The 20,775-nt window shown below is 42.3% G+C and carries 18 protein-coding genes; 9 read left to right on the top strand and 9 right to left on the bottom strand.

All coding sequences use genetic code 11. The features are described from left to right. Position 1 precedes the first annotated feature (1 nt). Complete coding sequence (locus FTU79_RS10320) at positions 2 to 1,336, top strand: OprD family outer membrane porin (RefSeq protein ID WP_180049879.1); 1,335 nt, start codon at positions 2 to 4, stop codon at positions 1,334 to 1,336. A gap of 105 nt (positions 1,337 to 1,441) precedes the next feature. Here the strand turns inward: FTU79_RS10320 and ppa are convergent, their stop codons facing one another. Both ppa and FTU79_RS10330 read right to left on the bottom strand, forming a co-directional pair. Continuing rightward, the gene (gene ppa, locus FTU79_RS10325; protein ID WP_078189469.1) at positions 1,442 to 1,978 is read right to left on the bottom strand and encodes an inorganic diphosphatase; all 537 of its coding nucleotides are present in this window, start codon (positions 1,976 to 1,978) and stop codon (positions 1,442 to 1,444) included. Between the two features lie 115 nt (positions 1,979 to 2,093). After that, complete coding sequence (locus FTU79_RS10330) at positions 2,094 to 2,492, bottom strand: MAPEG family protein (RefSeq protein WP_078189470.1); 399 nt, start codon at positions 2,490 to 2,492, stop codon at positions 2,094 to 2,096. A gap of 108 nt (positions 2,493 to 2,600) precedes the next feature. On the opposite strand from FTU79_RS10330, the gene FTU79_RS10335 reads away from it, so the two are divergent. After that, the gene (locus FTU79_RS10335; protein ID WP_180049881.1) at positions 2,601 to 2,990 is read left to right on the top strand and encodes a hypothetical protein; all 390 of its coding nucleotides are present in this window, start codon (positions 2,601 to 2,603) and stop codon (positions 2,988 to 2,990) included. Between the two features lie 58 nt (positions 2,991 to 3,048). Here FTU79_RS10335 and FTU79_RS10340 read toward each other — a convergent pair whose 3' ends face one another. The 6 genes from FTU79_RS10340 to FTU79_RS10365 form a co-directional block, all read right to left on the bottom strand. Next, complete coding sequence (locus FTU79_RS10340; protein WP_180049883.1) at positions 3,049 to 4,728, bottom strand: long-chain-fatty-acid--CoA ligase; 1,680 nt, start codon at positions 4,726 to 4,728, stop codon at positions 3,049 to 3,051. Between the two features lie 149 nt (positions 4,729 to 4,877). Further along, positions 4,878 to 7,097 (bottom strand): DNA topoisomerase IV subunit A, encoded by a 2,220-nt coding sequence (parC, locus tag FTU79_RS10345; protein WP_180049886.1) that lies wholly within the window; start codon positions 7,095 to 7,097, stop codon positions 4,878 to 4,880. Between the two features lie 163 nt (positions 7,098 to 7,260). Beyond that, complete coding sequence (locus FTU79_RS10350) at positions 7,261 to 8,580, bottom strand: MFS transporter (RefSeq protein ID WP_168378243.1); 1,320 nt, start codon at positions 8,578 to 8,580, stop codon at positions 7,261 to 7,263. Positions 8,581 to 8,724: 144 nt separating this feature from the next. Next, complete coding sequence (locus FTU79_RS10355) at positions 8,725 to 9,369, bottom strand: trimeric intracellular cation channel family protein (RefSeq protein WP_078189475.1); 645 nt, start codon at positions 9,367 to 9,369, stop codon at positions 8,725 to 8,727. A 59-nt stretch (positions 9,370 to 9,428) separates the two neighbouring features. Continuing rightward, positions 9,429 to 9,896 (bottom strand): YchJ family protein, encoded by a 468-nt coding sequence (locus FTU79_RS10360; RefSeq protein WP_180049888.1) that lies wholly within the window; start codon positions 9,894 to 9,896, stop codon positions 9,429 to 9,431. A 388-nt stretch (positions 9,897 to 10,284) separates the two neighbouring features. Further along, entirely contained in the window at positions 10,285 to 11,856 is a 1,572-nt protein-coding gene (locus FTU79_RS10365) for a TerC family protein (RefSeq protein WP_180005207.1), read from the bottom strand. Positions 11,857 to 12,176: 320 nt separating this feature from the next. Here FTU79_RS10365 and FTU79_RS10370 point away from each other — a divergent pair, with 320 nt between their 5' ends. After that, positions 12,177 to 12,797 carry a TIGR00730 family Rossman fold protein gene (locus tag FTU79_RS10370; protein ID WP_078189478.1) on the top strand — a complete coding sequence of 207 codons (621 nt, stop codon included), beginning with the start codon at positions 12,177 to 12,179 and terminating at the stop codon, positions 12,795 to 12,797. 86 nt (positions 12,798 to 12,883) lie between these two features. Here the strand turns inward: FTU79_RS10370 and FTU79_RS10375 are convergent, their stop codons facing one another. Next, entirely contained in the window at positions 12,884 to 13,849 is a 966-nt protein-coding gene (locus FTU79_RS10375) for a hypothetical protein (RefSeq protein WP_111884840.1), read from the bottom strand. A gap of 495 nt (positions 13,850 to 14,344) precedes the next feature. On the opposite strand from FTU79_RS10375, the gene mdtD reads away from it, so the two are divergent. From mdtD to FTU79_RS10405, 6 genes are all read left to right on the top strand, one after another. Further along, a complete protein-coding gene (gene mdtD, locus FTU79_RS10380) occupies positions 14,345 to 15,736 on the top strand; it encodes a multidrug transporter subunit MdtD (protein WP_180049890.1) in 1,392 nt (463 codons plus the stop codon). Between the two features lie 77 nt (positions 15,737 to 15,813). Further along, positions 15,814 to 16,599, top strand: coding sequence for a GH25 family lysozyme (locus tag FTU79_RS10385; protein ID WP_180049892.1), 786 nt, complete (start codon positions 15,814 to 15,816; stop codon positions 16,597 to 16,599). 59 nt (positions 16,600 to 16,658) lie between these two features. Next, complete coding sequence (locus FTU79_RS10390) at positions 16,659 to 17,672, top strand: MBL fold metallo-hydrolase (RefSeq protein ID WP_180049894.1); 1,014 nt, start codon at positions 16,659 to 16,661, stop codon at positions 17,670 to 17,672. A gap of 63 nt (positions 17,673 to 17,735) precedes the next feature. After that, positions 17,736 to 18,791 carry a DNA polymerase IV gene (dinB, locus tag FTU79_RS10395; protein WP_180049896.1) on the top strand — a complete coding sequence of 352 codons (1,056 nt, stop codon included), beginning with the start codon at positions 17,736 to 17,738 and terminating at the stop codon, positions 18,789 to 18,791. A 235-nt stretch (positions 18,792 to 19,026) separates the two neighbouring features. After that, the gene (gene shiA / locus FTU79_RS10400; RefSeq protein WP_180049913.1) at positions 19,027 to 20,343 is read left to right on the top strand and encodes a shikimate transporter; all 1,317 of its coding nucleotides are present in this window, start codon (positions 19,027 to 19,029) and stop codon (positions 20,341 to 20,343) included. Between the two features lie 29 nt (positions 20,344 to 20,372). Continuing rightward, positions 20,373 to 20,729, top strand: coding sequence for a RidA family protein (locus FTU79_RS10405; RefSeq protein WP_180049898.1), 357 nt, complete (start codon positions 20,373 to 20,375; stop codon positions 20,727 to 20,729). Positions 20,730 to 20,775: the final 46 nt, after the last annotated feature.

Below are 20,775 nucleotides of genomic sequence, written 5' to 3' on the forward strand. Positions count from 1 at the left end.
AATGCTTAAAGCTCAACAACTAACACTTGCAGTATTAGTAAACGCTGCTCTTATTTCTACTGCTTTTGCTAGCGAACAAAGTGAATCTAAAGGCTTTGTGGAAGATGCTGAAGGCTCTGTATTGTTCCGTACAGGTTACATCAACCGTGACAAAACCAATTACATTGACAATGATACTAGTGCAGTAAAACGAGTAACAGATACCAGCTCAGCTGCTCAGTCTGCGATTGTAAAACTTGAATCTGGTTTTACAAAAGGTATTATCGGCTTTGGTGTAAATGTTACTGGCGACGCTTCATTCAAATTAGGCAGCAATGATAATGCTGGCAATGGCATGATTCCGCTTCATAACGGCGGAGCTAAAGATGCAAATGGTGATGTAGACGCCTATGACCATTGGGCGCGTGGCGGAGCTAGCGTTAAAGCACGAGTATCAAATACAACTGTTGAATACGGTACCCAAGTTCTAGATCTTCCTGTACTTGCGTCTAATACAGCACGTATGGTTCCAGAATATTTCACTGGTGTTCTTGCGAAAAGCCGTGAAATTGAAAATCTAGAAGTTATTGCTGGTAAATTCACAGAGAATCAATATTCAGACCAAATTAATTCTGACGGTAACGATCTAGATCGTGCTGTGGTTTGGGGTGCAAAATATAAGTTTAACGACCAACTTAATGCATCTTACTATGGCTTAGATAGCAAAAATGCGTTGGATCGTCATTACATTAATGCTAATTACACTATTCCGTTAGCTGAAAAACGCTCTTTAAATTTAGACTTTAGTGGTTATCACACAGAATGGGACAAAGCCGCTTCAACCTCTTCTTCATCACTTGGTGCTACAAATGTAGATGGCCGAAGCAATAATCTATGGTCATTGGCAGGTACATTAAATCAAGGCGCTCACTCAGTCATGCTGGCTTACCAACAAAACACTGGTAACACAGGTTATGACTATGGTAGCAATGCTGACGGTGCGCAATCTATTTATGTAGCCAACTCTTACCTTTCTGACTTTATTGGTAACCATGAGAAATCGGCACAAGTTCAATATAACTTAAACTTTACTGATTATGGTGTGCCAGGCTTGAACTGGACTTCTGCATTCGTTTATGGCTGGGATATTAAAGTCAACAATTCAGCAAAAGAAGGTCAAGAGCGCGAATTCTTTAACCAAGTGAAATATACTGTTCAATCTGGTTTTGCTAAGGACGCAAGCTTACGTGTACGTCATTCTTACTACCGCGCAAGTGATAACTACCAAGCTGGTAACTATATCGGTGATACAAACGAATGGCGTTTATTCTTAGACATCCCTGTGAAATTATTTTAATTTCGCAGCTACTCTAAGATAGCGAAAAAAAAACCTGCACACTGTGCAGGTTTTTTTTTATGAGCATCGATTTTATATAAAAACGATACTCAGCTTAAAACAATATTATTTGTTCGCAGCTTTGTAAGCTTCAATTGAGCTAAGTACTTCTTGTTTCGCAACATCAGCACCTTCCCAACCACTTAACTTAACCCACTTACCAGGCTCTAAGTCTTTGTAGTGTTGGAAGAAATGTTCAATTTGATTGATCAATAATGCAGGAAGATCTGTATATTCTTGAACATCTTTATAGAGCGGAGTCAATTTGTCGTGTGGAACAGCAACGAGTTTTGCGTCAACACCACCGTCATCTTCCATGTTCAATTTACCAACAGGACGGCAACGAATTACAGAACCTGGCTCTACTGGATGTGGAGTTACCACAAGTACGTCTAGTGGGTCACCATCCAAAGATAATGTATTTGGAACATAACCATAGTTCGCTGGGTAGAACATTGCAGTACCCATGAAACGGTCTACAAATAACGCATCAGAATCTTTATCGATTTCGTATTTGATTGGTGCTGCATTTGCAGGAATTTCAATAATGACATAGATGTCGTTTGGTGCATCTTTACCCGCTGGGATATTGCTGTAGCTCATAGCATCACTCTTTAAACAAAGTTAAATCTTTTAATCCGGCACAATTATAACGGTTTTATCGCTTTTTTTGTGATTTTAGCGATCATGCTGATAATTTAATCATCAAGCAGAACATTTAGCTTAATTTAATGACCAATAACATCAGGCAAATTGGGCACAACATCGACAAGGTCCAAATGATCGAACGTAAAGTTGCCCAATTGGCTAAATAACATAACCCATAAATGACGCGTAAAACGAGATAGGCAATCCCAAAGGTCATGATGTATTGCTGATGAATCACCATGTATTCAGCCATTAAAATAGCTGCAATAAATAATGGTAAACTTTCAAAACTATTTTGCTGCACTGCATGTGCACGGCTCGCCAATCCTGTTGAGCGCGCTAAAACTTCACGTGGATTTTGATTATCACTTGACTTAAAACCTGCAGCTCGCTTCGCAATAAATGTAAATACATATGGCAGTAAACAAGCGGCCAAAATGAGATAGATGATCCCACTGATGCTGTGCATGTGTTTTTTCTCAGGAAGATTTTTATGGCTGCTATAATACCATGGCATTTCGTGAATAATTTTTGTTAAATATAGTGTTTTTATAATCGGCAGATGAAAGGATCCTCTATGAGTACTTCTGATCAAGATCAATTATTTGAAGTTCTTGAAGAGCAAAAACGCCATCAGCTTCGCGTCGATCGTGTTTTAAAAATTGTCATTCCTGTGACTGCATTTTTACTTGCTGTGATCTGTGCCAACTTAAATGTATGGTCGACTGTTTTCAGCTTTGTCATCATGTGGATTGCATTCTATGCAGTTTCCATCAAGCAACTTCCCCTTTGGCATTGGGTCATTGTCATTGCACTATATTGTTTAGTCGACAATATTTTAACCTATGGCAGTTATAACCAATCTGGCTTTAGTCGTCAGTTCGGCGCGATGTTTATCTTCTTAGGTGTTTTTGGAGTAGGACGTCGCTACTTTGATCGCTGGTCGATGAATAAAGGTAATCTTTAATGATCTAAATTAAAAGCGATAAAAAAAGCGCCCGAAGGCGCTTTTTTTATGCATTGTATTATGCTGTTTTACGCAAATCTTTACGTAGAATTTTACCAACATTCGATTTTGGCAATTCATCCATAAATTCAACATAACGTGGGCGTTTATAGCCAGTTAAGTTTTCTTTTGCGAATGCCAAAACTTCTTCAGTCGTTAAAGATGGATCTTTTTTCACAACGAATAATTTAGGTACTTCACCTGATTTTTCATCAGGAACACCAATCGCAGCAACTTCTAGTACTTTTGGATGTTTTGCAACAACTTCTTCAATTTCAGAAGGATAAACGTTGAAACCCGATACCAAAATCATGTCTTTTTTACGGTCTACAATCTTCACATAACCGCGTGGATCCATGACACCAATGTCACCTGTACGGAAGAAACCGTCCGCCGTCATTACTTTGGCAGTTTCATCTGGACGGTTCCAATAGCCTTTCATGACTTGAGGACCACGAATCGAAATTTCACCTTGCTCACCTTGAGCAACTTCATTGCCATCATCATCTAAAATAGCAACTTCAGTCAGTGGCAATGGAATACCAATCGTACCGCTGAATTCCATTGATGCTGGAGGGTTTGCAGTTGCAACAGGTGAAGTTTCTGATAAACCATAACCTTCGATGATATTGGTACCGGTAACTTTCTTCCACGCTTCTGCAGTCGAAGGAAGTACTGCCATACCACCACCCATCGCCATTTTTAGCTTGCTGTGGTCAAGTTGCTTGAACTCTTCATTGTTCACCAAAGCGTTGAATAATGTATTCACTGCTGGGAAGAATGAAGGTTGGTATTTACGTAATTCTTTCATTACCGCAGGTAGATCACGCGGGTTAGGAATCAATACGTTTGCCTGACCTTTGTACATACCGTAAAGTGCACACACCATAAATGCAAAGATGTGATACAGCGGTAATGCACAGAAGATACGATCATCTGGCTGACCATCTTGCTGACCAAATTTACTTTGGAAAATACCATCACACTGCAACATGTTTGACACAAGGTTACGATGAGTCAATTCTGCGCCTTTAGATACGCCAGTTGTACCACCAGTATACTGAAGTACCGCAGTATCACTTAAAGTCAGGTTTGGACGCTTGTAATTATTTGCACTCACTTTAGACATTGCTGCATTAAAGCGAATATGACCTGGGATGTTCCAAGCTGGAATTTGTTTACGCACTGAACGTAATACAAAGTTAACCAATGTACCTTTCAGTGTACCGAGCATGTCGCCCACAGATGCCACGATCACGTGTTTTACTGGGGTTTTACCAATAATCGCTTGGTAAACAGATGCAAAGTTTTCAATAATAACAAGAGCTTCTGTTCCAGAGTCATTCAATTGATGCTCAAGCTCACGAGAGGTATACAGTGGATTCACGTTGACCAATACCAGTCCAGCACGGAATACACCTAATGCAACAACAGGATATTGAAGAACATTCGGCATCATAACTGCAACGCGTGAACCTTGTGCCAAACCTAAACTTTGCAAATAGGTTGCAAATTTACGGCTTGCTTCATCAAGTTCTTTAAAAGTTAAGACTTTATCCATGAAGATAAAGGCATCTCTTGAGCCAAACTTCTGAAAATTACGCTCAAAAATATCGACCAATGAGGTATTTTCTGCGGGTAATTCTACAGTTTCTGGAATCCCTGTCTTTTGGTATTCAGCGAACCAAATCTTTTCCATAACGCCCAATTCTCCTGTCGTAATCCTTAGTAATCCAACTGTTTTTTTTCAATATTAAGCGGTCATTATTTAACTTGTTTGTGCTTAATATTGCATCCATTTCACGAATAACAGCATATATAACGTATTTCGTTCCATGGATGCTAGTATTATCTTTGAATGAACAGTTTATTTGCTTTTTGATATCCACGTGGTAACAACACGCCTTTCGATGCACGTTTACCCACATATTTTTGCAGATCGTCGCCTTTAAGCTTTAATTGTTGATTTCCTGCAAGCACTTGAATTATTTCATCTAAATTCAAAGTTGTCATGGATACAATTTGATCTTTTTCCTCAAGTTGTATCAATTTATTACCTTTACCCTTATTCAATACTGGTAATTCATCAAGTTCAACCAACAGCAAACGACCCGCAGAACTGAGGAGTGCAAGATGTGTTGCATTCTCAATCGCTGTTAAATTCATGACCGCCGCGCCTTCAGATAAACTAAGGAAGGCTTTACCCGCTTTTGCATTGGTATCGAGGTTTTTGGCTTGGGTTTTAAAGCCATAGCCTTTACTACTCATCGCCAAGACTTCTGTTTCATCTTCAGCAATAAATACTTGTTTAAAGCCGACACCACTTGCAGGTGCAAGTTTAGAACTCAGAGGCTCACCTAAACCACGCGCGGATGGTAAAGTATTGATGCCCAAAGCATAGCTACGACCGGCATCATCTAAGACATAAACGCGTTGATTTGATTTACCTTGCGCATGGCTGAGATATTGGTCACCTGCACGGAAATTTAAGTTCTCAGCATCGACTTCATGACCTTTCGCCGAGCGAATCCAACCCGCTTCAGACAACACCACAGTCACAGGATCAGCAGGAAGCATATCTTGTTCATTAATCGCATGGGCTTCTGCACGTTTCACAATTGGAGAACGGCGGTCATCACCAAATTTCTTCGCATCTTCTTTAAGTTCATTAATGATCAGTGCTTTTAATGACTCAGGGTTCGCCAATTGTTCACGAATAATGGCTGCTTTGGCTTCCAATTCTTCTTGTTCACGGCGCATTTCCATTTCTTCAAGTTTTGCCAAATGACGTAACTTAAGTTCTAAAATCGCTTCGGCCTGAATTTCATCGATATTAAAATGCGTCATCAACACCGGTTTAGGCTGATCTTCTTCACGAATAATACGAATCACTTCATCAATATTCAGATAGGCAATGATCAAGCCTGCAAGTATATGTAATCGTTTTTCAATTTTATTCAGATGATAAGTCAAACGACGTGTTACGGTATTTTTACGGATTTCAATCCATTCCAACAAAATACGGCGGATTGATTTCACTTGCGGACGACCGTCAGCGCCAATCATGTTCATATTGACACGATAGCTCGACTCTAAGTCAGTGGTTGCAAATAGATGACTCATCACCGATTCAGCATCAATACGATTCGAGCGCAGGACAATCACTAAACGTGTTGGATTTTTATGATCTGACTCATCACGTAAGTCCGTGACCAATGGCAACTTCTTCGCCTGCATTTGATCTGCAATCTGCGTGATCACTTTCGAACCTGAAACCTGATACGGTAACTCCGTAATCACGATTTCATTTTTCTCAATGCTGTACACCGCACGAGTTCGATAACTACCGCGACCCGTGGTTTGAATTTTAAGTAATTCTTCTGGAGAACTAATAATTTCCGCACGTGTAGGCAAATCAGGTGCAGGAATATATTCTGCGACTTTTTCATCGGTTAAATTAGGATTGCGAATTAAGGCGATCGTACCCTTCACCACTTCACGTAAGTTATGCGGTGGAATATCCGTTGCCATACCCACAGCAATACCCGTTGTGCCGTTGAGTAAAATATTTGGAACACGTGCCGGTAAATTCACTGGCTCTTTCATCGAACCATCAAAGTTATCCTGCCAATCACAGGTCCCTTGTCCTAACTCTGACAGTAATAAATCACTATAAGCAGACAGTTTCGCTTCGGTATATCGCATCGCTGCGAAGGATTTCGGATCATCTGGTGAGCCCCAGTTTCCCTGACCTTCAATAAATGGATAGCGATAACTAAACGGCTGCGCCATGAGTACCATAGCTTCATAACAAGCTGAGTCACCGTGAGGATGGTATTTACCCAGTACATCACCAACCGTACGTGCAGATTTTTTTGGCTTACCCGTTGGCTTTAACCCGAGTTCACTCATCGCATAGACGATACGACGCTGAACGGGTTTTAGACCATCACTGATATGTGGCAATGCACGATCCATAATCACGTACATGGCGTAGTTGAGATATGCTTGTTCGGTAAATTCTGCTACGGAACGGTTTTCTGTCGCATGATGCGCAAGGCTTGTCATAACAACCTGTAATCCTAAATTGTTCGTTCTTTATTGGGTTCTTATGCTATGTCGCAGGTGTCCCCTATACAAGGGGATGATCTAACACTCTGCGACAAATTGTGTCTTATGGCGTAAAAATATCCATTTTATTCACCATGATCAACTAAAAATTCAACAGTCTTTATAGACCGATGGATTCTAAAGTTTTGCCCTTGGTTTCTTCACCTAAAACCAGAATCACCACGGCAACTGCAATTAAGACTGCAGTAAACATCATAAAGACATAGCTAAAACCATGATCCATATCCATCATATGTGTCACAGCAAAAGGCGCGGCAATGCCCCCGATCCGACCAATGGCACCCGCCCAGCCCGAACCAAAGGCACGAATATTGGCCGGATATTGTTCTGGTGTATAGGTATAAAGTACGCCCCAAGCACCGAGATTAAAGAAAGACATTAAACAGCCCCAAATCACAATCTCTGTCACACTGCCAGACTGACCGAAGAAATATGCCGAAATGGCACACATCCCAATGAAGCCCGCCAAAGTAGCTTTACGACCCAATTTTTCGACCAACCATGCCGCTGCAATATAACCCGGCAATTGTGCCAAAATCATGACCAAGACATATTCAAAGGATTGAACAATGGTGTAGCCTTCTTTGACCAATAAACTTGGTAACCACGTAAAAATACCGTAGTAAGAAAAAACGATACCGAACCAAATGAGCCAAAGCATTAAAGTACGACGTGCAAAAATGCCTGACCAAAGCTGTGAAAAACTGATGTTGTGCTTTTCTGCAACCGGTTTGACCTCAAAAATTTCAACAACTTGCACACCACATTTGGCTTCAATCTTTTTCACCAATGCGTGTGCTTCATCAAAACGTCCACGGTTAATCAAATAAGGCACCGATTCGGGCACCATTTTCCAAATCACGATCGCATATAACGCAGGAATACCGCCAATCAAGAACGCTGCATGCCAGCCAAAATCAGGAATAATAAAGCGTGAGACCAATGCAGCAACCAACCAGCCCAGTCCCCAAAAACTTTCTAGTAAGACAATAAAACGGCCACGCACATGCGCTGGAATATATTCACTGACCAAAGTCACCGCGACTGGGAGTTGTCCACCTAAACCTAAGCCGACAATAAAACGAAATACCAACAACCAAGTTAGATTAGGTGCAAACGCACATGCAGCGGTGGCTAAGCTATAAATCACCAATGTCCATGCAAAGACTGTTTTTCGGCCGAAGCGATCTGCCAGTCCTCCAGAAAACACCGCGCCGATCGCCATCCCAACAAAACCAATCGAAACCACCCAACTTTTATCATTTGGCGTCATGGCCCAATCTTCAGCCATTTTCGCTAAGATAAAGGAAATGAGTCCCGTATCCATGGCATCAAACATCCAGCCAAGGCCAATAACCCAAAGTAAAGTGTAGTGAAACTTACCGATGGGTAAGCGTTGTATACGTGAGACTAAGTCCATAACAAGATCTCTGAACTGGTGGAAGGATGAACACTGCTTTCCCAACAGGATGTATGATTTTGCGTTTTTTAGTATAGATCCATGCAAAAGACCGACCATTGATCCGTCTTTTTAGCATTTTAATGTGATGTTATAGCAACGCGGCTACGACAAATCTTTTGAAGATACTGACTGATCATCATCATCTTTATAAATAAATTTAGGCATTTCTAAGCCAAAGTAAATGGCGATCAGACGTAAGGTGAAACCGAAAATGAGCGTCGCAATGACGGTCAATTCTAGCGATAAGCCAATCTCAATGCAGAGCCAATAACAAATCACGGACACAAAAGAAATACTGGCATAAAGTTCACGACGGAACACCAGCGGGACATCGTTACATAGAATGTCTCGTAAAATACCGCCAGAGACACCAGTTAGTACCCCTGCTACCGCAGAAACCACAAAACCATGTCCCATTTCTAAAGCGATTTGACAGCCAATAATGGTAAAACCAATGAGACCCAAGGCATCGAGAACCAAGAAGATATTACGAAGATGACGCATCCACTTTGCAATCAGGATGGTGACAAATGCAGCAAAGCAGGTCAGCATGAGATATTCTGGATGCTTAACCCAAGTCAGTGGATAGTGCCCAAGCAGCACATCACGAACCGAACCGCCCCCCAGTGCCGTGACACAGGCAATCAATGTTACCCCAAACCAGTCCATACTCCGCCGACCCGCAGACAATGCACCTGTCATTGCTTCTGCCGTGATTGCGATAATATAAATAACGGTAAGTAACATCGCCCTTCTTCCACTGAGGGTTGAGATGCGCGCTATTCTAAGCTAAATCTGCTCAAATGTTATAAAAATTGCGCACAACATTGTTTAAATTTTCGTCCAGAACCACAAATACAGGGTTGCTTCATGGTGATTTGCATCTCTGTGGTCGGATCAAGGAAATACCAGCGCTGCTCGAACTTCACAAAGTGTGAAATTTCATGATGTACCTGCGCTTGCTGCCCATCGTGATAATGGGCTTTAAATTCAACTTGAGCATGATTTTTATCGAGCTTTTCTTGGGCTTGTACCACCTCGAGCTTTAACCATTGATTGGCCTGACTCCACGCTGCAATGGCACTCACATCCAAGGCTTGCTGCTGTCCAATTGCAGTTGTTTGTACAATATAATCAATCTCATGTTGTGCAAATGCACTATAACGTGAACGCATCAACTGCTCTGCAGTTTGTGCATTTTCACGCCCCGCATGTAAGGGCTGACAACAGCTAGCATACTCACCTTTGCCACATGGACACTGGACTTGTGACATATTTGTTTCCATAAAAAATAGCCTGACAATGCAGGCTATTTTAACGGATCTTTCCACACAATTTTCATCAGTAGATCCGTATCGATTCAAATAAAAGAATGATACACGGTAAGGTCATCCGCAAGTGTTTGAGACAGGACTACTTCTAATCAAAAATGTTTTTGCAATGCTTTGAATAATTTGACGGTAGTGAACGAGTTTTGCGGATGACAATGGTTTTGGGTACTTTTGCCGAAACAAAAGTACCTCCAGCCGAAGGCTAATCCCTTTATTTAAACCCTAGATGTAAGACTCCGTCGAATAGACTTAAAAATCATTTTAAAAATGCGTAATTACTTTTACGTGCGTAACATCAGTGATCTATATAGATTACCCCCCGATACGCAACTTAATCTTCAGTTGGCATGGGAATGACATGCACTTTTTCAATCTTATGACCATCCATCGTGACCACTTCAAAGATGTGTTCATCCGCTTTGAATTTTTCACCATTGGCCGGTAAGCGGCCCAAATGGAATAAGATATATCCGGACAATGTCGAATACTGTTCAGCATCATCCACCAAGTCACGACCCAACAATAAAGACACATGACGAATGTCAGTTGAGCCATCGAGTAACAATGAACCATCATCGAGACTTTCTGCTGCCGTCTCTGGTTCATCTTCATCAGGGAACTCACCAGCAATCGCTTCTAAGACATCAATCGGTGTTGCAATCCCTTCAATTGAACCGTATTCGTTCAACACCAAAGCCATTTGCAACGGCGCTTGACGCAATTGTTCCATCACCATCAAAACTTGTGCATTTTCATGCACCACCACTGGCTCACGGAGATGTTTTTCGAAATCGAGTACGCCCGTTTCAATATAGTCATTCATGACTTTATGAGTCAGTACCGCACCCGCGATATTGTCTAACTCACCATGGGCCACAATTAAACGTGAATGCGTGGTACTGAGTAATTGAGCACGAATCGCCTCAGGTTCTTCATCTAAATCAATCCATTCCAGTTCAGGACGAGGTGTCATCACGGACTTTACTGGACGCTCAGATAAACCCAGTACCCCTTGTACCATGACACTGTGGTAAACCCCATTGTCTTCATCAAAGACTTCATCAGCAAAAGCACGTGTTGCAAGCACATCTTCATTTTCATTTTGATTGTCTGCAACATTTTTCCCACCGAGCATACGCATCACAGCTGAGGCTGTGCGATAACGTAAGTCTGTGGTTGTCACCATTTTTTCCTGATTATGACGCATGGTTTGGTTCAAGAACTCAATCATTACAGAGAAACCAATGGCCGCGTATAAGTAACCTTTTGGAATATGGAAACCAAAGCCTTCGACTAAGAGCGAGAAACCGATCATCATCAAGAAACACAGACACAGAATCACTACCGTTGGATGACGGTTCACGAAGTTCATCAGAGGCTTAGATGCCCACAGCATGATGCCGACAGCAATAATGACCGCAATCATCATGACTGACAGGTGTTTCACCATCCCGACAGCGGTAATCACGCTGTCGAGCGAGAACACAGCATCGAGCACCACAATCTGCACAATCACCATCCAAAACGTCGCATGCACAGGATTTTCTTCCTTTAGCATCGGCTTGTTTTCAAGACGTTCACGCAGTTCCATGGTGCCTTTAAATAGCAAGAACACCCCACCAAACAGTAAGATTAGGTCTCGACCGGAGAATGGATGGTCGAAAATATGGAACAGTGGATTGGTTAGAGTCACCACCCATGCAATTGAGGCCAGTAAGACCAATCGCATACACAGTGCAAGCAATAAACCGACAATCCGTGCGGTATTACGCTGTTCTGGCGGTAATTTTTCCGCAAGAATCGCAATAAAAACCAGGTTATCGATACCTAAAACAATCTCAAGCACCACCAGTGTCAATAAACCCACCCATGCAGAAGGATCGGACATCCATTCAAAGATCATGGTTGTATCTCCTGAATGTTATTCACACGTAGATCATGCTGATTTGAAGATGAAATGCATTGGACATGCGCAAACGCTTTTAATGGCGTTCTTTCTAATATTTTGATGTGTGCTGAGTGACAACAACCACTACCCATGACGGTTCTTTAGCTTGAAATGAAGTTTTAAGTATAGCAAGTTAAGGTAAAAATTCACCCTTTTTTACCAAAGTACAATCTCAGTATGGAAGAATTTAAACCCAGTGATGACATTAAATTGTCATATTTAGCTGCCAATGTAGTGTCATAAAAAATAACATGCTAAGGTAAAATTAAAACGTAATGAATAGCGGATTAAAAATGACAGAAAAACGTGGTAATCCTTCTCCTGCTACAACACAACCTTTAATCGCACTGTATTGCGGCTCCCGCTCTGGGAACAATCCAATTTATCAAGAAAAAGCCATCGCATTGGCGCAAGGCTTGGCTGAACATGGTTTTGGTCTGGTCTATGGTGGCGCCAGTATTGGCCTGATGGGTCAAGTCGCTGACGCTGTGGTCGAACATGGCGGCGAAGCCGTTGGTGTGATTCCTGAGTTTATGTTGGATTATGAAATTGCACATAATCATTTGACTGAATTACACGTCGTGCGCAGTATGCATGAGCGTAAAGCCATGATGGCAGAACGTGCCAGTGCCTTTGTTGCCTTGCCCGGTGGTCTCGGCACATTCGAAGAAATTTTAGAAATCGCCACTTGGGGACAGTTGAATCAACACCAAAAGCCGATGATGCTTTATAACGTCAATGGCTTCTATGATGCACTGATTGCACAATTAGACCATGCGGTCGCTGAAGGTTTCTTGCCGCCGCAGCATCGTGCCAAACTGATCGTATGTAATTCTTCGAAGCAGATCTTTAGTGCACTGAAAAATTTAGATTGCCCGAAAAATTTCGTGGTTTAACTGTATTTTAGATGTCAAAAAGGGGAATAAATTATTCCCCTTTTTTTATTGCTCGATGTCCTAATTCAAATCGAGATCGTGCCGACTTAACCCGACACCACACGATAGAACCATGGCAATGTTGTCGCTAAGAAAATACTCATCAACAAACCAAGCATCAATTTCATCGCATCTTTGCTGACATTTCGTGAAGTTCGATATTTATTCACTTCATGTAAATGCATGGACATGGCAAATTCACGTCCTGCGAGTAAGCCCAAGAACACCCAAGTGGTACTCATTGGAATATTACTCCACTCTTTGAACACCAATAAAATCAAGGCATACATAAAGTCAATAATGGTTGCCGAGCGGATATCAGCCACACCCGTTTTGGTGTCGATAATGCCCTGAATCGCCCCGCCACGTTGGTACAAAATGATCCCAAGCAGTACGATAAACACCACAATTGCAAAAATCAGGAACTCCAGCGGCACCTGACGAGGGACGTAGACAAAAATATTGGCCAAATCCTGAATCAGCCACTGACTCCATAAAAATGCCGTCGAAACCCACTGTAGTCCCACCCAAATATTCGAGGGTGTTTCATCACGTGTTTTACTGAAATAAACCGAGATGCCTTTAATCACAAAACGGTAAATAATAATCGCGACAACAAAAGCTACCGCATAACCCATCATCGACTTAGTTAACATCGACCCAAGACTACTCGGAGAGAAAATCGTTAACACTAAGAATGTGGTGCTGACCGGAATTCCGTAGCGAGTCAAAATGATCAGTAAGATCGGTGGCACAATATAGAGCCACGTGACCCCTTCTGCGGGAAATGGAATCGTTTCTAAACGACCATAAGATGCATCCCCCACACCAGAACTATACCAACCATAAACCAATACAATAGCTAGAATACTGCTGACATAGATCCACAACAGCCACCAAGGGCGATGCGCATTGGATGAAATAAAGGTTCCCAATGTCTGTGGCACATCATTACCGACAATAGAATAGGCCGCGAGACAGAAGCCTATGACCATCAGAATTTCGATTGTCATGAAAATAAAACACCTTTGCCATAAAGAAAAAGCCCTCCAATAAATGAAGGACTTGAACGCATTATGACAGTTTATCTGGCGTTCATACAATTTCGTGCCATGCTTTTCTCGACACTAAAATAAAAACCTCAAATAAAACAAATGCTTTAAACTTTAATTATTTCAATTTAATCTGATAAACCGCCGTGCTACCGCTCACTTCATTTCCAACCACCAACAAAGGTTAAGCATTGGGCAAATCTTTGGCGGCAATAAAAATCAGATCTTCAGGTCCCACATCGCCTTGTTTAATCACATCAGCGCCGAAATTTGTAGTTTCATGTTTTCATTCGTCTTTTATTAAAATATGACCAATTTATAAACATTAGGTTGCATAGAGATGAAACTTTCATTGCATTTTTCTTGCAATTTTTTGGCTCAATTATGCAAAGCTTTTACTACATCTGAATGGCAATATTCATTTAAACTGTTTAAAAATCTCAGCTTTATTGACTTATGAATAGCACGCCAACACATCAGGCTTTACAACCCGAATTTAGACTTCTAGTGCTATTGGTCTCTATTGGCTTTTTTATGCAAGGGCTGGATACGACCATCGTCAATACCGCAATCCCAGCGATGGCAAGAAGTTTGGGCGAAGACCCGCTTCAAATGCATAGTGTGGTCGTGGCCTATGTCTTGTCCGTTGCGGCGTGTATTCCTTTAAGTGGTTGGTTGGCCGATCGTTTTGGTGTACGAAATACCTATTTCACAGCCATTATTATTTTTACGTTAGCATCGCTAGGCTGCGGCATGGCCAATAGCCTGAATGAGCTGCTGGTTTATCGGGTAATTCAAGGTATAGGTGGCGCATTACTGCTGCCTGTTGGGCGTTTGGCGATGCTCAAAGTGATTCCTCGGACACAGTTTTTATCGGCTATGAGTCTGATGAGCCTTGCTGGTTTAATGGGCCCCTTAATTGGTCCTACCCTTGGCGGTTGGATGGTGGAAGTCGCAACATGGCATTGGATCTTTTTAATAAACATTCCAATGGGACTGTTAGGAGTACTTATTACCTTTAAAGCCATGCCCAATGTGACCGAACCGAGCGTACAACGCTTCGACTTTATGGGTTTTTTCTTATTGGTCATCGCCATGGTGGGTTTATCGTTAGGCATTGAAAACTTTGCTAGCCCGCATCTGCCGCTATGGTGGAGCCTGCTATTAGTCGCTGCGGGGATCATCGCCAGTTTGATCTATGCCTTTCATGCACATACCCACGCCAATGCGCTGTTTCGCAGTAAATTATTTCAAAATCGGATCTATGCCATCGGCATTATCGGCAACTTCTTTGCCCGCCTTGGCGGCAATGCCATGCCATTTTTGATTCCCTTAATGCTACAAGTGGCTTTTGGCTTTGAGCCATTTATCACAGGGTTATTGATGATACCGACGGTACTCGGCTCATTGGCATCTAAACCGATTATTCGTCAAATTATTCAACGCTTTGGCTATCGTAAAGTGTTATTGGTAAATACCTTCTTGGTCGGCGCCTGTATTTGCAGTTTTGCACTCTCTACGGCTGAAACCCCCACTTGGTTACGTGCCTTACACTTTTTTATTTTTGGTATTTTAAACTCGCTGCAATTCGTTTCGATGAATACCTTAACCCTCAAAGATTTACCCCAACAAGATGCCAGCAGTGGCAACAGTTTCTTGTCGATGATTATGATGGTGTCGATGAGTATCGGTGTAGCTTTGGCAGGGACTTTAGTCAACGTGTTTACGGCCTATTATGGTCCTGTACAAATCGAAACAGCATTCCATAGCACCTTGATTTTACTCGGCTGTATTAACCTGATTACCGCAGCGATTTTTTGGCAGATTCCTAAACATGTGGATGTCTAAACCTGTGTCATCGGGCAAATCTATGACAGATCAGCCCTTAAAGGGTTATGATAAAAAGGATACTTGGATACATTTTCATGCCTAAAAAAGCCAAATCACGTACCACAAAAAGTTCATTCAAAAAATACAGCCCAATTATTGCACTCAGCGCTATTAGCGGCGTCTTGGTGGTGGCTGGATTGGGTTATTTAGCCGTGATGCCGCATCGCCCTGCGTCTGCAGAAGAATATCCCGTCAAAGGCTTTGATGTTTCCCATCATCAAAAAGATATTCAATGGTCAAAAATTTCACCTAAAAAATACCAATTCGTTTATCTCAAAGCCACAGAAGGTGGCGATTTTAAAGATCGAAAATTTCAAGACAACTGGTTACAAGCACGGGAAAACGGCTTTTTAGTTGGGGCCTATCATTTTTACCGTCTGTGCCGTGATGGCAAGATTCAGGCGGAAAATTTTATTGCTTCCGTGCCGAAAAAAGCCGATGCCCTTCCTCCCGTGATTGATTTGGAATATGACACCAACTGCATTAACACCTACAGCAAAGAGCAGTTACTCAAAGAAATCAGCTATATGCATGATCGCTTGCACCGCCATTATGGCAAACAACCGATTTTTTATACCTCGAAGTCTTTTTATAATATTGTCTTAGCTGGCGAGTTTAAACAGACGCCGCTGTGGGTCCGTGAATATAAAGGCCCACCCGATCTAAAAAACAATCCAAAATGGCTGATTTGGCAACATACTAATCAAGGAAAAATTCAAGGCATCTCGACCACCGTCGATTTAAATGTATTTTCAGGTGATGATAAGGCTTGGACTGAGTTTTTAGACAAAAACGGAGTTTCCCCGATCAAACCCCGTTGATTTATTCACCGACTCAGGACAACATCGAACAAAATAATCCATGAAAACTGAGTCGCAGGATGCGTATTTTAAAAATTTTTCTTATTATATTTTCAGTCTTTATGATCCTCGCCATCGGGATATTGGCATATTTGATCCAACCTTCAGGGACCTTGGCAGCGTTTAAAACGTGGCATTATCAACTTCCCACACAAAGCACTACAGATACTCGCTCAGCGGCGCCCTATCACGTCAAATTCTTTGGCGTTTCCACCTTACTTTTTGACGATGGCCAAGAGCAAATCCTCATCGATGGCTTCTTTACTCGTCCATCGCTTAGTCAGACCATATTCACTCAGATTCAAAGTGATCAGCCTTTATTAAAAAGCTATATCGACCAATACGACTTAAAACGTACACGTGCTATTTTCGTGACTCATTCACATTATGATCATGCGCTCGATATTCCAATGTTGGCCCACCAACTCCCCAAGGCCATAATTGTCGGCTCTAAAAGCACCTTAAATATCGCACGGGCGATGCCAATCAATGAATCACAACTACACGAAGTTCAAGCTTGGCAACCGATGCAAATCGGTAAATTCACCATTACTGCGATCCCCTCGCAACATACTCCGCCAACGGCCGTTAATGATGATTTGGGAGAAGAAATTTCGCAGCCACTGCAACTCCCTGCACATTTTAGTGCGTTTAAAGAAGGTGGATCGTATGATTATCTCATCCAACATGGGCCGCATTACAGTTTAGTCAAAGCCAGTACTGGTGCTGTGCCCAAACAGTTGCAAAAACTAAAAGTCGATACTTTATTTTTAGGCATTGCCCAACTTTCCAAGCAAACGGCAGCGTTTCAACAGCAATATTTCAAAGAAACCTTAGCGATTCTTCAACCCAGTACCGTGATTCCAATTCATTGGGATAATTTTTTCAAACCACTGAATCCAGAGCTCGAATTTTTGCCCCGCTTTGCCGATGACACCCCTCAAAGCCTAAATCTATTAATACAGTCGGCAGCAACTCAAAACACCAAGGTGGTTTTACTCAGTCAACCTGTGTCGTTCGAGTTAAAAAATTGAGGAAAGCGCTAGATTGACTGTGCGATACTGACATTCAATTTTCAGGCACTGATCTAACTAGGCATGAGGAAAATCATACATATCGACATGGATGCATTCTTTGCATCAGTAGAGCTGCGGGAACATCCAGAACTCAAGCAGCTTCCTGTTGTTGTGTCTTCACATCACCCTCGTGCAGTCATCTGTGCCGCATCCTATCCTGCACGTGAGTTTGGTTTACGCTCAGCAATGTCGATGGCACAGGCCCGTAAACTCTGCCCACAGGTCGTGGTGATCGAACCTAATTTTGAAAAATATCGTGCTGTTTCGGCGCAAATTCATGCCATTTTTCAACGCTATACGTCTCTGATTGAGCCGCTATCTTTAGACGAAGCTTATTTGGACGTCACAGAAAATTTACAACATATTCCGAGTGCCACTGAAGTCGCTAGGCGAATTCAGGCAGAGATTTTACAAAGCACTGGTCTAACTGCCTCCGCAGGTGTCGCGCCCAATAAATTTTTGGCTAAAGTTGCTTCTGATTGGAACAAACCCAATGGCATTTGTATTATCAAACCGTCTCAAGTTTTGCATTTCATCCATGACTTGGCACTGAAAAAAATTCCCGGTGTGGGAAAAGTGACTCAAGAAAAATTAAAAGCCATGCAACTCAATACATTGGGTGATTTACAACAAATTGAAGAAGCCGTTCTGATTCATCATTTCGGTAAATATGGCCGACAACTCTATCTGTATGCACAAGGCATTGATGAACGACCGGTCCAATCTAGCCGCGAGCGTCAGCAGATTTCCAAAGAAACCACTTTTGATGATGATCTCACCCTGAACCAATGTCAGCCCTATTGGCCCAAACTGATTGACCAAGTTTGGTCTAGTTTAGAAAAAAAGCAGTTAAGCGCGCGCGGTGTATCGGCCAAATTAAAACTGAAGAATTTCCAAATGCTACAGCACAGTAAAAGTTTTAAAACGTCACTGAATCATCGTGAAGACCTTGCGCAGGTATTGCAGCAATTACTGCATGAAATGCATATTTCTGAGGACGATCGATTTCGTCTGATTGGCGTAGGGGTCTATCAATTAAGTGCGCAAAACCAAGAAACACAACTTTCGCTGCTCTAAAAACTTCAAGAAGATCGTATTTGCTTAAGATTTAGGCAGAAGAACAAAATTAAAGCAATTTGCTATTCACAAAGCCTAAAATTAGAGTACTCTATCAGCGCACTACATTATCCGTGTATGCGCTGAGATGCTGAAAATCACCTTTACTTTCAGCATGCTGTCCTGTGATTGGCGTGACGATCAAATCCGAATATTACAGGGCAACTCTGTTGTCAATCATGGAATACCCCGCTGTATGCCTTCTGCAAAATCTGCTCCAAATCCTCAAAATATTTCACAAAATCAAGAACAACGTGCGCGTAAAGCCGCATTAAGTAGCTTCATTGGTGCCGTAGTCGATTGGTACGATTTTTTACTTTATGGCATTGTTGCCGCACTCATTTTCAAAGATCAGTTTTTCCCCAGTATTGGCAACAATATGGGAACCTTGGCAGCCTTGGCGACCTTTGGCGTCGGCTTCCTGTTCCGCCCCTTAGGCGGCATTGTATTTGGACACTTTGGTGACAAACTGGGTCGGAAAAAAATGTTGGTGCTCACCGTCATCCTGATGGGTATTTCGACGGTCGGCATTGGTTTATTACCCAATTTTGCGGCCATCGGTTGGTGGGCCCCGATCCTGCTCGTGACACTTCGAGCAATACAGGGTTTTGCGGTTGGTGGAGAATGGGGCGGCGCTGCCCTGATGGCTGTAGAAAATGCCCCGAAAGGCAAAAAAGCCTTTTACAGCAGTGGTGTACAAATTGGCTATGGCGTAGGACTTGTTCTTGCAACAGGCGCTGTGTCTTTGATTATTGCCACTTTGGGCGAAGATGCTTTTGCTGATTGGGCATGGCGAATTCCCTTTATTGCCAGTATTGTCTTGCTGGCTATCGCGATGTGGATTCGACGTGATCAAGACGAATCACAAGAATTCATCGACAATGTGGTCAAAGCTCGACAAACGCCGCAAAAATTACCGATTCTGCAAGCGATTAGCCAACACCCAAAAGCCTTTTTCTACATTATTGCGCTGCGCCTGACCGAGTTACTCACCATGTATTTGGTGACGAACTTTGCACTGAATTATTCCACCGCTCAATTGGGCATGGACAAACAGTTCTTCCTCAATATCACCTTAATGGTTGGTGCCATTAGCTGCTTCAGCATTCCCCTCTTTGCGTGGCTAGCAGATCGATTTGATCATCGTAAAATGTGTGTTCTGGGTGGATTGATTGGTGCGCTTTCTGCCTTTCCATTCTTCATGGCCCTTGATGCTCAAAATACTTGGCTGATTATTGTCGGTGCAATTTTCCTTGCCAATATTGCCCATGATATGGTGGTGAGTGTACACCAGCCGATTTTCACCTCCCTGTTTGGTACCACCTATCGCTACAGTGGCGCAGGTGTCGGCTATCAAGTGGCCAGTATTATCGGTGGTGGCTTTACCCCAATGATTGCAGCAGCTTTGGTGATTTGGGGTGATGGTTCATGGCATTATGTAGCAATCTACCTTGCTGTTGGCTGTTTATTGACGGCCTTGGTTGCAGCTACAATGCCTAAAACTCAAGATTAAGTGACCTTTTTGCTTTCAGGATATTCCGCATGACCATCCAACGCCTGCATGTTTCAAAACGCTTTTCCGAAATCGCTATTTCAGGTCAATTGGTCCATTTAGCAGGTCAATTGGCAACAGACCTTGATTTAGACATCAAAGGACAAACACAGCAAACATTTGAGATCATTGATCAATTTCTTGCAGATGCCGGTACAGATAAAAGCCAGATTATGTCAGTGACCATTTATCTGAAAGATATTGAACAGGATTATGCAGCATTTAATGAAGTATGGGATGCGTGGGTGTCAGACATTGAAGCATTACCCAGAACTTGTGTTGAAGCCAAATTATACGACCCGCGTGTACTGGTAGAATTAACCGTCGTAGCCGTTAAGCCTGAATAATCATTAAGCCTAAATAACCATTAAAAAAAAGCATGTCTAAAGACAC

The organism is Acinetobacter sp. YH12144 (assembly GCF_013418345.1).
Taxonomy (GTDB): domain Bacteria; phylum Pseudomonadota; class Gammaproteobacteria; order Pseudomonadales; family Moraxellaceae; genus Acinetobacter; species Acinetobacter amyesii.

What these genes read in the sequence shown, in the direction of transcription:
- FTU79_RS10320 (WP_180049879.1), top strand. Translation starts at nt 2, where the DNA reads ATGCTTAAAGCTCAACAACTAACACTTGCAGTATTAGTAAACGCTGCT.
- ppa (WP_078189469.1), bottom strand. Translation starts at nt 1,978, where the DNA reads ATGAGCTACAGCAATATCCCAGCGGGTAAAGATGCACCAAACGACATC.
- FTU79_RS10330 (WP_078189470.1), bottom strand. Translation starts at nt 2,492, where the DNA reads ATGCACAGCATCAGTGGGATCATCTATCTCATTTTGGCCGCTTGTTTA.
- FTU79_RS10335 (WP_180049881.1), top strand. Translation starts at nt 2,601, where the DNA reads ATGAGTACTTCTGATCAAGATCAATTATTTGAAGTTCTTGAAGAGCAA.
- FTU79_RS10340 (WP_180049883.1), bottom strand. Translation starts at nt 4,728, where the DNA reads ATGGAAAAGATTTGGTTCGCTGAATACCAAAAGACAGGGATTCCAGAA.
- parC (WP_180049886.1), bottom strand. Translation starts at nt 7,097, where the DNA reads ATGACAAGCCTTGCGCATCATGCGACAGAAAACCGTTCCGTAGCAGAA.
- FTU79_RS10350 (WP_168378243.1), bottom strand. Translation starts at nt 8,580, where the DNA reads ATGGACTTAGTCTCACGTATACAACGCTTACCCATCGGTAAGTTTCAC.
- FTU79_RS10355 (WP_078189475.1), bottom strand. Translation starts at nt 9,369, where the DNA reads ATGTTACTTACCGTTATTTATATTATCGCAATCACGGCAGAAGCAATG.
- FTU79_RS10360 (WP_180049888.1), bottom strand. Translation starts at nt 9,896, where the DNA reads ATGTCACAAGTCCAGTGTCCATGTGGCAAAGGTGAGTATGCTAGCTGT.
- FTU79_RS10365 (WP_180005207.1), bottom strand. Translation starts at nt 11,856, where the DNA reads ATGATCTTTGAATGGATGTCCGATCCTTCTGCATGGGTGGGTTTATTG.
- FTU79_RS10370 (WP_078189478.1), top strand. Translation starts at nt 12,177, where the DNA reads ATGAATAGCGGATTAAAAATGACAGAAAAACGTGGTAATCCTTCTCCT.
- FTU79_RS10375 (WP_111884840.1), bottom strand. Translation starts at nt 13,849, where the DNA reads ATGACAATCGAAATTCTGATGGTCATAGGCTTCTGTCTCGCGGCCTAT.
- mdtD (WP_180049890.1), top strand. Translation starts at nt 14,345, where the DNA reads ATGAATAGCACGCCAACACATCAGGCTTTACAACCCGAATTTAGACTT.
- FTU79_RS10385 (WP_180049892.1), top strand. Translation starts at nt 15,814, where the DNA reads ATGCCTAAAAAAGCCAAATCACGTACCACAAAAAGTTCATTCAAAAAA.
- FTU79_RS10390 (WP_180049894.1), top strand. Translation starts at nt 16,659, where the DNA reads ATGCGTATTTTAAAAATTTTTCTTATTATATTTTCAGTCTTTATGATC.
- dinB (WP_180049896.1), top strand. Translation starts at nt 17,736, where the DNA reads ATGAGGAAAATCATACATATCGACATGGATGCATTCTTTGCATCAGTA.
- shiA (WP_180049913.1), top strand. Translation starts at nt 19,027, where the DNA reads ATGCCTTCTGCAAAATCTGCTCCAAATCCTCAAAATATTTCACAAAAT.
- FTU79_RS10405 (WP_180049898.1), top strand. Translation starts at nt 20,373, where the DNA reads ATGACCATCCAACGCCTGCATGTTTCAAAACGCTTTTCCGAAATCGCT.